The sequence below is a fragment of the Haloarcula amylolytica genome (assembly GCF_049705545.1).
Lineage (GTDB): Archaea > Halobacteriota > Halobacteria > Halobacteriales > Haloarculaceae > Haloarcula > Haloarcula amylolytica_B.
In genome coordinates this window covers 2,935,397-2,948,132 of record NZ_JBNAMU010000001.1, presented here as the reverse complement: position 1 = coordinate 2,948,132, position 12,736 = coordinate 2,935,397, and the positions used below count along the sequence as shown (strand labels likewise).

The window sequence follows — 12,736 nt, the reverse complement described above, 5'->3', positions numbered from 1 at the left end:
GTCCACAAAATGGTACGTATATGGATGAGAACCGCCTTGTCGTTGCCCTCTTCGGTTTCGCCGTCGCGGTGGTGGTCGGCGCGCTCGCGTATCAGTTCATCGCGGCGCTGACCGTCTCCGTGTTCCTCTATTATTCGACGCGACGGTACTTCGGATCGTTACGCAGGCTTCGACTCCCAGCACGGGTGCGTGCGGTCGTGGTCATGGCTTCGCTGGCGCTCCCGCTGTTGTTACTCGTCAGCTACGCGACCGTCCTGCTCATCGTCGAAGCCCGGCAGTTCGTCACCCAGTACGCGCTCATCGACGTGGCTGCGACGCACGTCAGTTGGCTCGACGGCGCGGAGTCCGTGCCGGACCTCACCGTTGAGGGGCTGTACAGCGCCTACCAATCGGGACAGCTCTCACCGTTCGTCGACTTCCTCAGCGAGAACGCCATGGTGCTTACGTCGGTCGCCTCCCAGTTCGTCCTCAATCTGTTTATCACGACCATCGTCACGTACTACCTCCTGGTGGACGGCCGGCGCATCCGCGAGTGGCTGCTTCGGTTCGATGACGGGGCCATCATCCGCGAGTACCTCGAAGCTGTCGACGAGGAACTGGAAGCGGTGCTGTTCGGCAATCTCTTGAACGTGTTGGCGATTTCGCTCATCGCCATCGCCGCATTCACCGGCTATAACGTCGTAGCGCCGGCGGCTGTCGAGGTCCCGTATCCGACGCTCGCCGGCGCGCTGACCGGTATCGCGAGCTTGATTCCCGTAGTCGGGATGAAAATAATCTACCTCCCCCTGACCGGTATCACCGCGCTCCCGGTGGTGCTTGACGGCCAGTCCTCGCTGCTTGTGTACGTGCTCGGGTTCCTCCTCGTCGCGGTGGTCGTCGTCGACACGATCCCGGACCTGCTGCTCCGGCCACTTCTCAGCGGCGAGAGCACGCACGTCGGGCTCCTGATGCTTGCGTACACGCTCGGACCGGTCGTGCTGGGGTTCTACGGGCTCTTCTTCGCCCCGATACTGCTCGTCGTCGGCATGACGTTTGCGAATACGGCCCTGCCTCGTCTGCTCGGTGCGAGCGAACCGGACGGCATCCACCCCGATCAGTTACGCCTGGAAGACTTCAGGTAGCCGTCGTGACCGAGACCGAAAGTCCACCGCGAATGGATCTCGCGGATAAACAGATACGGATGCCCATGCCGGGATGTGTATCTGTCACAGACGGAACGAACATTTATATTCAGGCCAAATTAAAAAGGTAAAAATGGGGCTGAACTCCGACTCCCCCACCTGTCAGGCCGCTGAAAACGATCAGATCGGGGAGTTATACGTAGCGACACGACGGCTGATGACAGCCGAGGACCGGTCCGAAGCCGTGACTACCGCTGTCGAGACTGCGACAGCGATCCTCGACTTCCCGTTCAGCGCCTTCTGGGAGGCCACTGACAGCGGGCTCAAAGCAGAGGAGATCTCTGACCCGCTTCGAGAGCATGTCGAGGTTCCAGACGATCCGGGACAGGTAATGCGACACGGGCGCGGGAGTTGGCTGTGGGACCATTACGAGAGTAACGAGACGCAGCGGGTCCTCGTTGAGGAAGACAAGGCGGCGTCCGACGCGCCACTCCACGGCGGTATTACTGTCCCGCTCGGGGAGTACGGGCTCTTGACAGCCGGGACAGATGATCGGGCCGAACCGACCGAGCGGGAGACGCAGTTGGCTGACATCCTCGGAAAGAACGTGCTCTCGACACTCGAACGGATCGAGCGCGAGCGGGAGCTGAAACGGCAGCGCGATAATCTCGATCTGTTGAACCAGATCGTTCGTCACGACCTCACGAACCACTTGCAGACCATCAGCGGCCGGGCGGAACTGCTCCGGGACCAGTGCAGCGGCGACGCCCTGGAACACGTCGACGGGATCCAGGAAAGTAGCCAGGCAGCCGCTGAGTTGCTTGAGACGGCTGGAAACCTCGCGACGGTAATGCGACAGACGGACTGGGAGACCGAGCCGGTGGCGCTCGAGCCAGTACTGTCCTCGGTGATCGAAGATATCACAGCGACGTACAGCGACGCACAGGTCACCGTCCCGGACGAGTTCCCGGCGGTACGGGTACAAGCCGACGAACTCCTGTCCTCTGTGTTCCGGAACATCCTAACCAACGCCATCCAGCACAACGACTCGGCAATGCCGTCAGTCGTCGTCGATGTGACCGACGACAGCGACGTAGTCCACGTCTCTGTCGCCGACAACGGGCCTGGAATCCCGGACGAGCAGAAACAGGCGGTGTTCGAACGCGGGGAGAAACGCCCGGACAGTGACGGTACCGGGGTCGGCCTCTACCTCGTCCGAACGCTGGTCGACGCGTACGGCGGCGACGTGTGGGTCGAAGACAACGAGCCGACGGGGACGGTAGTCGGGGTTACGCTGTTGACGGCAACGGACGGCTCCTGAGGCGGTTTTTCCACCGGGCGGTCACGCTACTGCTCTACCAGCCCGTCCAGCAGATGTATCGCGCCGTGTTTGTCTAGCGGGTCGTTCGCGTTCCCGCAGTGGGGCGACTGCACGCAGGCCGGACAGCCGTCGGCGCAGTCACACGAGGTCAGCATCGACAGCGTGGTGTCCATCAGCGGCCCGATGTCGTGGTAGCCCGCCCGCGATAGCCCGATGCCGCCGGGATAGCCGTCGTAGATGAAGATGGTCGGCTCGCCGGTGTGGGGATGGCGCGGCGTCGACAGTCCGCCGATGTCACCGCGGTCACAGAGGTACTCGAAGGGGAACATCGAAATCATGGCGTGCTCGGCGGCGTGGATGGCTCCCGGAAAGTCGCCGGAGTCCCCGCCGTCAGTTGCTGCATCGCCGGGCTGACCGCCGCCACTGCCTCCGCTTCCGCTCTCGCTTCCACCACCGGAGTCGCTTTCAGCCCCGTAGGCACCCTGTCGTATCTCGCGTTCCAGGTCCGATGGCACCGTATGGTACAGCGCCTTCGTCTCCAGCGTCGTCTCTGGCAAATCGAGCGACCGCTGGCCCAGCACCTCCCCGGAAGAGCCGTCGCGGCGCTCGTAGCCGGTAATCTGCTTTCGCATCGTCACGGACGCGAACCGGACTGGCACGTCCTCGCGGGTCGGCAGTCGCCGCTCCGCCAGATCCGCCTCGACAGTGATGGTCTTGTCGTGGAGGACGCGGGTGAAGTAATCAGCCCACGTCCGGTCGAGTTCGGCGACGCCCGCGTCGAGGTCGAGATCGGTCACCTCGTACCGCCGCCCCTGATGGTGATAAATCGCGCCGGGGTGGGCGTCTCGCAGCGCGTCCTCGACGGAGAGTTTGGCTATCACGTCACCCTTCGCCACCAGTTTCACCTCGCCGTCGTCGACGGTCCGCAGGTTCATGTCGTGGTGTGGGCTGCCGTTGCCGAGCCAGCGCATTCCCTGGTCGGTCTGGCGGCGGTCGAGCTTCCCGGCCGATTCGAGGTCCGCGACGACATCGGGGAACGTCTCGCCGAAGTGGCGGTCGTCGTCTGGCGAGAGCCAGTTTTCACAGGCGGCCGCGTGGACGTGGTCCGGAAGTAGCTGCTCGTTTTCGGGGTTTGTCACGGCCTGCTCGGCCCCCGTCTCGAACAGCGCGTCGGGGTTGCGCAGGACGTACTGGTCCAGCTGGTCCTCGCCGCCGACCAGCGCGACAAGTGCGGGGTCCGTGCCGCGACCGGCCCGCCCGGCCTGCTGGAAGGCCCGCATCCGCGTGCCGGGGTAGCCATCCAGCAGGACGGCGTCCAGCCCGCCCACGTCGACGCCCAGTTCGAGCGCGCTGGTCGACCAGACGCCCCGCAGGTCGCCAGATTGGAGGCCCTGCTCCAGTTCGCGCCGTCGGTCGTCGGTCAGTGCGGCCTGGTACGCGCCGACGCTGTCGGCGAGGGCGTGCTCGCCGCGGCTCCGGAGTTCGTCCGCGCTGTCGCTGGCGTAGCGTTCGGCCGTCTGGCGCGACCCGGCGAAGACGACCGTCTGGAGGCCCCGCTCGACGAGGTCGACGAACAGCTGTTTCGTCTCGACGTGGTTGGACTTCCGGCGGCCGCTCCCCCAGCCGTCGCCCTCGTACTCCGGCGGATTCCACAGCAGCCAGTGCCGCGGCCCGCTGGCGCTCGCGTCCTCGTCGACCAGCGCGAACGACGGCTCGGGCTGGCCGGTGACCGCTGCCGCGTGCTCCACTGGATTGCCGATGGTCGCCGAGCAACAGACCCACTCAGGGCCGCCCGCTGTTGCGTTGTCGCCCCTTCTGCCGTTGCTTTCGCTGCTATCTCCGCCGGCGTCGAACCGCTCGGCGATACGCTGGAGGCGGCGCATCACCAGCGAGACGTGGCTGCCGAACACGCCGCGGTAGCCGTGGACCTCGTCGACGACGACGGTTTCGAGCCGCTGGAAGAACCAGTCCCACAGCCGGTGGGCGTGGGGGAGGATGCCGTAGTGGAGCATGTCCGGCGTGGTCAGCAACACGGTGGGCTGGCGCTCCCGGATGGCCTCCTTTTCCGACTTCGACTGCCGGCCGGTGTACTGGGCGACGGAGACCCCGGAGGCGAAGCCCAGCCCCTGCGCGAGTTCCGACAGCGTCTCGGTCTGGTCGTTGATGAGCGCGACCTGTGGCGCGACGTACAGCGTCGTCGCCCGGCGGTCCAGCGCTCGCTCGAAGGCGGGGACGGTGTAGGCGAGGCTCTTACCGCTGGCCGTCTCGGTCGCGAGGACGACGTTCTCGCCGCCGCGGACCGCCTCGATAGCGTCCACCTGATGGGTGTAGAGGTCAGTGATGCCCCGGTCTTCGAGGACGCCGCCGAGCCGGTCCGCAACCTCGCAGTCCGCGGTCCGTGCGTCCCGACCGGGTACCGTCCGCTGGTCGACGATCTGTCCCTCGTAGTACGGACGGTCCCGGAGCCACGAAATCGTGTCGTCCACGGGCGAGGTACGTGGACGAGAAGTATCGGTGTTGCTGTTTCTGCCGGAACTGGCTCGGCTGGCGGTGCTCTCAGTCAGTGGTCGACTGGCTGAGTGGCGGTGTCGCGTCGCGCTCCGTTGCGGGCGGCAGGGACGCGACTGCTGCAGGGAGCGCAGTCAGCGGCACGGTGTCGTGACCGTTGCTGGTGTAGGCGCTCTCGTCTGTCTCGACGGCGAGACGGGGGCTACCTGCCTCAATAACCGCACTGTTTCCGTCACCGGTTTCGCCCGCTATCACGACGGCATCGGCCGCAGCGGCGAGGTCGGCGGCGCGCTGGCGTGCCGCGTCGTCGATGCCGGCGAAGGCCGGGACCGTGACCGCCTCGCAGTCGAGATCGGCGGCCCGCTCGGCAGCTGTGTCACCGGCGGGGACGACGCCGATGCTGACCCGACAGCCGGCCCCGACGAGCTTCGAGACGGCGGCAGCCGCTGGCGTGCCGGTCCCGACGACGTGGACGCGACGGGCGACCGACTCCCGCTCGGGCAGCGGTGTCACGAGCGGCGCGTCGGTGCCGGGCTGGGTCGTCACCAGCGTCTCCGCGTCGAAGGCGTCACGGAGCGTGTCGCTCGTGAGAACGTCAGCAGGACGGCCCGCGGCGCGGACCCCGCCGCCGGCGAGCAACACCAGTTCGTCGCAGTACCGCGCGGCCAGATTGAGGTCGTGAATCGCGGCGACGGCCGTCTTCCCGTCGTCGACGAGCGTCCGGACCAGTTCGAGCGTGCGGACGGCGTGGTTGATGTCGAGGCTCGCCGTCGGTTCGTCGAGCAGGAGCACCGGTGTCTCCTGTGCAAGCGCCCGAGCGAGGAGGACCCGTTGGCGCTCGCCGCCCGAGAGCGAGGTGAACGGCCGGTCGGCGAACCCGGTGACGCTCGCGCGCTTCATCGCCCGCTCGACGGCGCGCCGGTCGGCCTCGTCCATCCGGTCGAACCGGCCGAGGTGTGGCGTCCGGCCCATCTCCACGGTCTGCCTGACGCTGAAATCGAACGATAGCGCAGTGCCCTGTGGCGTGCTCGCGACGAGGCGGCTCACCGCTTTCGCGGACTTCCTGTGGATGGGTTCGCCGTCGACACGGACTGTGCCGGCGTCCGGGTCGAGCGTCCCTTTCACCGTCCGCAGGACGGTCGTCTTGCCCGCGCCGTTGGGGCCGACGAGACCGACGAGCGACCCGCGGTCGACGCTGAACTCGACGCCCGAGACGACAGACTGGTCGCCGAAGGACACCGCGAGGTCGGACACGTCGAGCATCGGCCCGGAGCGGTCCCGTCCCGGGTCCCCACCGTTCGATGTAGCCGGACCGCTCACAGATCGTGCACCTCCCGCTTCCGGAGCAAGTACAGGAAGAACGGCGCGCCGAGGACGGCGGTGACGATGCCGACCGGGACCTCGGCGCTGCCCGAGCGTGCCAGCGTGTCCGTCGCGACGAGGAACGACGCGCCGGCGAGCGCCGCCGTCGGGAGCAGTATCCGGTGGTCCGGCCCGACGAGCAGTCGCATCACGTGGGGGACGATGAGGCCGACGAAGCCGACGATGCCGGCGACGGCGACGCCTGCCGCCGTGATGACCGCCGACAGCGCGAGGAGGACCCGCTTTGTCCGTTCGACCTCGATACCGAGGCTCTGTGCGTCCTCCTCGCCGAGCAGCATGACGTTCAGATCGCGTGCGTACGCCAGCAACACGACGAACGGGACGGCGACGAGCACGACGCTACTAGTCACCTCGGGCCAGGAGGCGCCCTTGAGATGCCCCATCAACCAGAACAGCGCCCGGCGGATGCTCTCACCGCTGTGAAGCAACAGGAACGAGACGACTGCACCGAGAAATGTCTGTATCGCCACGCCGGCCAGTAACAGTGTCGCGACCGGTGTGCGGCCGTTCCGCGTCGCGATGAGATAGACGCCGAAGGCCGCGACCAACGCACCCGCGAAGGCCGCGCCGCGGAGGCCGAGTCCGAACGGGATCACGACCGGCGCGACGATGAAGCCGACCGCGCCGACCGCTGCGCCGGAGGAGACGCCGATGATAGAGGGGTCAGCCATCGGGTTCCGGAAGATTCCCTGCATGATCGTCCCCGCGGCGGCGAGCGAGAAGCCGACGACCGCGCCCAGCAGTATCCGGGGGAGTCGAACCTGCATCACGATCTGTGTCCGGAGGTCGCTCACGGCGTAGGAAAACACGTGGGCCGTGGTCACGTCGACGGCAGGGCCGGAAACCGAGACGCCAGTCGGGACGACGACGGCGTTGAGTAGCACTTTCCCGACAACTCCGGGCGGAATCCACACCGGGCCGATGCCGGCGCTCGTCGTCACCACGGCACAGAGGACGGCGACGAGCCCCGCCGACCACCCGACGGTCCGACCCGCGAAACGCATGTATGAAAGCCCAGTTGCAGTAGATAAGTATTTATTGCTCCTGACACCCGCCTAGGGCATGCGACGGCTTTCTCACGTGTGCGTCTTTGTCTTGCTCGTCGGCTCGCTTGCGGGTGTCGCTCCGGCCGCAGCCACACCCGCCACGCAGGTCGAGGACTGCTCGTTTCCCGTGACGATGACCGACGCGACCGGGACCGAGGTCACTATCGAGGAGCGCCCGGAACGGGTCACGACGACCAATCCCTCGGCCGCCCAGACGATGTGGGAGGTCGGCGGCCGCGCCCAGGTAGTCGGGCTCACCCAGTACGCAAGCTATCTGGATGGCGCTGAGAGCCGGACGAACGTTTCCGCGAGCTTCGGCGTCACCGTCGAGCGCGTCGTCGGCACGAACCCGGACCTGGTGATCGCGCCGAACGCCAGCGCCGGTGACGTGGCACCGCTCCGGCAGGCCGGGCTCACGGTGTATCACCTCCCAGCCGCGACAACTATCGAGGACATTCGAGCAAAGACGGCGACTATCGGTCGCCTGACCGGTAACTGCGAGGGCGCGAGCGAAGCGAACGCCTGGATGGACGCGAACGTCGACGCCGTTCGGCAGGTCACCGCGGACGCAGAAGACAGACCGACGGCGCTGTACCCGCTGGGCGGGGGGTACGTGGCGGCGGGCAACACCTTCGTCACGTCGCTCATCGAACTTGCAGGCGCAGAGAACGTCGCGGCCCGCAACCATGCCCAGTACCCACAGCTCAGCGACGAAATCATCCTCCAGTTAGATCCGGACGTGCTCTTTGTCACCGAGAACACGGCGAACATCGCGACGACCGAGCCCTACGCCAGCACGACCGCGGGCGAGACCAACTCGACGGTCGCCGTACAGGTGCGGAACATCAATCAGCCCGCCCCGCGGAGCGTGGTCTCGTTCGCACACAACGCCACCGCACAGCTCTATCCGGACCGCTACGACGCCGACAGCTACGTTCCCCGGTCGGCTGTGACGCCGGCCGTGACCCAGACGAGCGAGCCCACGCCCGCGGACCACACGCCGAGCACTGACCAGCCCACGACCGACGCCAGCGGCCCCGGATTCACCGCCGTCGGGGCGCTTCTCGCAGTACTCGCCCTCGTCAGCACGCTCTCACGCCGGAGGCCGTAGCGCCATGGACAAGCAAACCATCCGCGAGACGGTCTGGGACGCGCTGGAAGAGCGCGGTATCGCCCGGTTCCCGTTCCCGCCCCACGACCGGATTCCGAACTTCGAGGGCGCAAGCGAGGCCGCACAGCGCCTGACCGAGACGGCGGTCTGGGACGCCGCCGAGACGGTCAAGGCGAACCCGGACTCGCCACAGCTCCCGGTCCGACGGGCGGCGCTTCGGGCCGGCAAGACGGTGTATATGGCCGTTCCTCGGCTCCGGGACGAGCGGTGCTTCTACGAACTCGACCCCGACGAACTCGACGACATCGAGGCGGCACCGGCGATCTCGAACGTCGCGGACCACGCGCGACAGGTCGGCCCCGAGGCGGTCGGGAGCGTCGACCTCGTGGTGTCGGGCTCAGTCGCGGTCACCGAGGACGGCGCTCGTATCGGAAAGGGCGAGGGGTACAGCGACCTCGAATACGCCGTCCTCCGGGAACTGGGGCTGGTCGACGAGACGACGCCAGTCGTGACGACGGTCCACGAACTCCAGATTGTGGGGGGTCCCGGGGGTGTCGTCGACACCTCTGTTCCCGTCGACGACCACGACGTGCCGATGGATTGGGTCGTGACGCCGGAGCGAACTGTCGAGACGGAGACCACGCACACGACACCAGCGGGCGTCGATTGGGATGCGCTTTCGACGGACCGCATCGACGAGATACCGGTACTTTCGACCCGCCGGCCCGACTGACCTCTCAGCCGCTATCGCGGGGTAGAACCCTGGTAATGAAAGCTTACCGGCGGTACAACTTTAGCCCCACATGCCTTGGGACGCATATGGATACGCCCGTGGCCACGTCGAACCGTCACGGGGTCGATGGACCTGCTGGGCGGCTACGCGTCCTCTACGTCGACTCGGAATGTGACGATATCACGGCGGTCAAGGAGACGCTGAGCGGTAGCACCGACGAATTCACTGTAACGGTGTGTGAGACGGCGGACGACGCGCTCAAAACCCTCGAAGACGCGTCGTACGACTGCGTCGTTAGCGAGTACCGACTCCCGGACCGAGACGGCATCGAACTGTTACGGGCCGTCCGGGACCAGTCGTTCGACCTCCCGTTTCTGCTCTTCACTGACGACGGCGACGAGAGCGTGGCTAGCAACGCTATCTCTGCCGGCGTCACAGACTACGTGACGAAAACGCCGCTTTCGGAGCAGACGGAACTGCTCCGACAGCGGATCACTTCGGCCGTCGCCCGCTCTCAGGAGGAGGCGGACATTCTCGACCGGATGACGGACGCGTTCTTCGCGCTCAACGAGGACTGGGAGTTCACGTATGCCAACGAACGCGGCAGACGTGTCATCGGCCGTGCGATGGACGTCGACGGAGATACCACTGACCTGCTGGGACGGAACATCTGGGAGGCGATTCCGTCCCTGGAAGGGACGGAGTTCAGCAAGCAGTACCGGCAGGCGATGACACAGCAGGAGCCAACCTCCTTCGAGGCGTACTTCGAACCGCTGCAGACGTGGTTCGAGGTGTCCGTCTATCCGTCGCCAACCGGGATTTCGGTGTACTTCCGTGACATCACTGAGCGGCACGAGCACGAGGAAGAGATCAGGGGTAGAGAGCGGACGCTCCGGGAGATCTACCGGGTCATCTCCCGCAAAGACCTCGATTTCGAAGACAAGGTCGATCGCCTGCTCGAAATCGGGCAGAACGCCCTCGGGACCGAAACGGCCGCGCTCTCGCGTATCGACGGCGACATGTACGTCTTCGAAATTGTGCGCGACCCGACGGGAACCACCGAGGCAGGCGATGCGGTCCCGCTGGACGCGACGAACTGCGAGCGGGCCGTCGTCGAGGAGAAGACGCTGGTGCTCGCTGATATCGCCGAGGACCGGCCAGAACTGACCGACAGAGCGGGCTACACCGAGATGGGCGTCTCATGTTACCTCGGAACGCCCGTTATCGTCGACGACTCGGTGTACGGCACGTTTTGCTTCTACGGCAAGAAGCCCCGCGATTCCTTTTCGGAGTGGGAAGTCACCCTCGTCGAGTTGATGGGGAACTGGGTCAGCTACGAACAGGAGCGCGAACGCCGCGAGCAGGAACTCACACGCGAGCGAAACCGTCTGGAGGAGTTCGCCAGCGTCGTCAGCCACGACCTCCGGAACCCGCTCAACGTCGCGTTCGGCCGGCTCACGCTCGTCGACGAGGAGTACGACGGGGACCCGGAGCACGTCGAGGCGCTCCGGCGGTCGCTCGAACGGATGGACGAACTCATCGACGACGTGCTCGCGCTCGCCCGCGGCGGCCACAAGGTCATCGACGCGACCGAAACGTCGTTAGACGATATCATCACGGCCGCCTGGGACACCGTCGAGAGTTCGAACGCGACGCTCGAACGGATCGACACGGACGCGCGAGTCACGGGCGATCAGACACGGCTCCAGCAACTCTTCGAGAACCTCTTCCGAAACAGTGTGGAACATGGTTCCACAAGCAGTCGGACGGGATCCGACGACAGCGACGACCACGTGACCGTCCGCGTCGGGACGCTCTCGGACGGACGGGGGTTCTACGTCGCCGACGACGGCCCTGGTATTCCCGAGGACGAGCGCGACGAGGTGTTCGAACGCGGCTACACCACGAGCGACGAGGGGACCGGCTTCGGGCTAGCTATCGTCTCCGAAATCGTCGACGCACACAGTGCCCGGATCACCGTCTCAGAAAGCGAGGACGGCGGCACGCGCTTCGACGTGACTGGTATTCAGATCGAGTGATTAGAGCTGGTCGACGCAGTCCCGGATGAGCCCGTCGACGTTCTCGGGTAGCGTCGGGTGGTAGGCCCGGTCCGGCAGGTCACGCACGTCCAGACCCAACTCGACGATAATCTGGAATTTCTTGGCGAAACTGTCGGCGTGATAGTGCATGCCCTGCCAGCCGAGCACTGTCCCGTCGTCGGCGTCGACGACGAGTTTCGCCAGCCCCTCGGGCACGTCCTTCGATTTGAACACGCCGTCGTCGCTGGCCTGTCGCGTTGCGGTGACGATGTCGTAGCCGGCCTCCTTTGCGGTCTCCTCGCTGTGGCCGACGCGGGCGAACGGATACACGCCCAGCCCGGAGAAGATGACGTGGTGGTGGACGTTCCGGTAGTCCTTGAGCGAGCCACCGGCCTCCTGCCGGACGATGTTCTCGGCTGCGGTGAAGCCCTGCTCCTTGGCGACGTGGAGAATCGGCTCCTTGCCGTTGACGTCGCCGACGGCGTAGATGTGGTCGGCGTCACGGGTCTGCATCGTGTCGCTGGCCCAGTCGCCCTCGACTGAGATGGACGTGTTCTCTAACCCCAATCCCTCGACGGTCGGGCGACGGCCAGTGAACAGGAACAGCTGGTCGGCCTCGAACGTCTCCTCGTTGCCGTCGTCGTACTCGACGGTGAGGCGGACGCCGCCGTCCTCAGTCTCTTCGAGTTCCTTCTCGTGGCAGTTCGTCGGGATGGTCACGTCCCAGTTGTTCTCGTAGATATCCAGGGCCTCGTCGCCGAACTCGGGGTCGCCCTCGTCGATTGGCCGGTCGTCGTGCTCGATAACTGTGAGTTCCATCCCGCCGGCCTCGGCCAGATACGGTACCATCTCCATCCCGATATACCCGAAGCCCATCACGATGCCGGAGTCGGGGAACTCCGTGGCGTCGAGCACCTGGTCGCTGGTCATGAAGTCGACCTCGTCGATTCCGGGCGTGTCGGGGATGTTCACGCTGGAGCCGGTCGCGATGACGACGTAGTCGGCCTCGTGCTCCTCGCCGCCGGCCCGGACCGTGTGGTCGTCGACGAACGTGGCGGTGTCGTGGATAAAGGTCACGTCATCACGCTCGGCCATCTCGTGAATAGAGTCCCGCCGGTGACCGGCCCAGCCCAGCACGTGGTCGTCTTTCCGTTCGACGACGGCGTCCAGGTCTACCTCGGGCACGTCGCCGACGAGGCGCTCGTCGTGGCGCGCCTGAAAACGATGGGCTCCCGCGGAGAGCACTTCCTTGGACGGCATACAGCCACGAAGGATACAGAGACCGCCACCGGGCTCGCCGTTGTCGATGAGCGTGAGCTCGATATCCGCTTCCTCGACGAGTTCGCCGGCGACTGCGGCCCCGGCACTCCCGTACGCGCCGATGATAACGACGTGAGTCATACCAGTGCTAAAACGATGCCATCAAATAAAGTCTTCAGTGGCATGTCTGGCCCGGACACGACCGGCGGAGGGA

The 12,736-nt window shown here is 65.9% G+C and carries 9 protein-coding genes; 5 read left to right on the top strand and 4 right to left on the bottom strand.

Features of this window, described 5'->3' with window-relative positions:
• Positions 1-20 precede the first annotated feature (20 nt).
• Positions 21-1,121: an AI-2E family transporter gene (locus ACOZ4H_RS15440; RefSeq protein WP_424330109.1), complete on the top strand. Its 1,101-nt coding sequence runs from the start codon at positions 21-23 to the stop codon at positions 1,119-1,121.
• Positions 1,122-1,338: 217 nt separating this feature from the next.
• Positions 1,339-2,442, top strand: coding sequence for a sensor histidine kinase (locus ACOZ4H_RS15435; RefSeq protein ID WP_424330108.1), 1,104 nt, complete (start codon positions 1,339-1,341; stop codon positions 2,440-2,442).
• A 26-nt stretch (positions 2,443-2,468) separates the two neighbouring features.
• Here ACOZ4H_RS15435 and ACOZ4H_RS15430 read toward each other — a convergent pair whose 3' ends face one another.
• From ACOZ4H_RS15430 to btuC, 3 genes are all read right to left on the bottom strand, one after another.
• Positions 2,469-4,928: a DEAD/DEAH box helicase gene (locus ACOZ4H_RS15430; RefSeq protein WP_424330107.1), complete on the bottom strand. Its 2,460-nt coding sequence runs from the start codon at positions 4,926-4,928 to the stop codon at positions 2,469-2,471.
• Positions 4,929-4,998: 70 nt separating this feature from the next.
• Entirely contained in the window at positions 4,999-6,213 is a 1,215-nt protein-coding gene (locus ACOZ4H_RS15425) for an ATP-binding cassette domain-containing protein (RefSeq protein ID WP_424330380.1), read from the bottom strand.
• 53 nt (positions 6,214-6,266) lie between these two features.
• Positions 6,267-7,337 (bottom strand): vitamin B12 ABC transporter permease BtuC, encoded by a 1,071-nt coding sequence (btuC, locus tag ACOZ4H_RS15420; RefSeq protein WP_424330106.1) that lies wholly within the window; start codon positions 7,335-7,337, stop codon positions 6,267-6,269.
• Positions 7,338-7,395: 58 nt separating this feature from the next.
• On the opposite strand from btuC, the gene ACOZ4H_RS15415 reads away from it, so the two are divergent.
• From ACOZ4H_RS15415 to ACOZ4H_RS15405, 3 genes are all read left to right on the top strand, one after another.
• On the top strand, positions 7,396-8,490 hold the full coding sequence (locus tag ACOZ4H_RS15415) for a PGF-CTERM-anchored ABC transporter substrate-binding protein (RefSeq protein ID WP_424330105.1): 1,095 nt from the start codon (positions 7,396-7,398) through the stop codon (positions 8,488-8,490).
• Between the two features lie 4 nt (positions 8,491-8,494).
• Complete coding sequence (locus tag ACOZ4H_RS15410) at positions 8,495-9,223, top strand: 5-formyltetrahydrofolate cyclo-ligase (protein WP_424330104.1); 729 nt, start codon at positions 8,495-8,497, stop codon at positions 9,221-9,223.
• 86 nt (positions 9,224-9,309) lie between these two features.
• On the top strand, positions 9,310-11,262 hold the full coding sequence (locus tag ACOZ4H_RS15405) for an ATP-binding protein (RefSeq protein WP_424330103.1): 1,953 nt from the start codon (positions 9,310-9,312) through the stop codon (positions 11,260-11,262).
• Here ACOZ4H_RS15405 and ACOZ4H_RS15400 read toward each other — a convergent pair whose 3' ends face one another.
• Positions 11,263-12,663: a dihydrolipoyl dehydrogenase family protein gene (locus ACOZ4H_RS15400; RefSeq protein WP_424330102.1), complete on the bottom strand. Its 1,401-nt coding sequence runs from the start codon at positions 12,661-12,663 to the stop codon at positions 11,263-11,265. It lies immediately after the preceding gene.
• Positions 12,664-12,736: the final 73 nt, after the last annotated feature.

Excerpts from the sequence above, each read along its gene's own strand:
- ACOZ4H_RS15440 (WP_424330109.1), top strand. The coding sequence starts at position 21 with ATGGATGAGAACCGCCTTGTCGTTGCCCTCTTCGGTTTCGCCGTCGCG.
- ACOZ4H_RS15435 (WP_424330108.1), top strand. The coding sequence starts at position 1,339 with ATGACAGCCGAGGACCGGTCCGAAGCCGTGACTACCGCTGTCGAGACT.
- ACOZ4H_RS15425 (WP_424330380.1), bottom strand. The coding sequence starts at position 6,213 with ATGCTCGACGTGTCCGACCTCGCGGTGTCCTTCGGCGACCAGTCTGTC.
- btuC (WP_424330106.1), bottom strand. The coding sequence starts at position 7,337 with ATGCGTTTCGCGGGTCGGACCGTCGGGTGGTCGGCGGGGCTCGTCGCC.
- ACOZ4H_RS15415 (WP_424330105.1), top strand. The coding sequence starts at position 7,396 with ATGCGACGGCTTTCTCACGTGTGCGTCTTTGTCTTGCTCGTCGGCTCG.
- ACOZ4H_RS15410 (WP_424330104.1), top strand. The coding sequence starts at position 8,495 with ATGGACAAGCAAACCATCCGCGAGACGGTCTGGGACGCGCTGGAAGAG.
- ACOZ4H_RS15405 (WP_424330103.1), top strand. The coding sequence starts at position 9,310 with ATGGATACGCCCGTGGCCACGTCGAACCGTCACGGGGTCGATGGACCT.
- ACOZ4H_RS15400 (WP_424330102.1), bottom strand. The coding sequence starts at position 12,663 with ATGACTCACGTCGTTATCATCGGCGCGTACGGGAGTGCCGGGGCCGCA.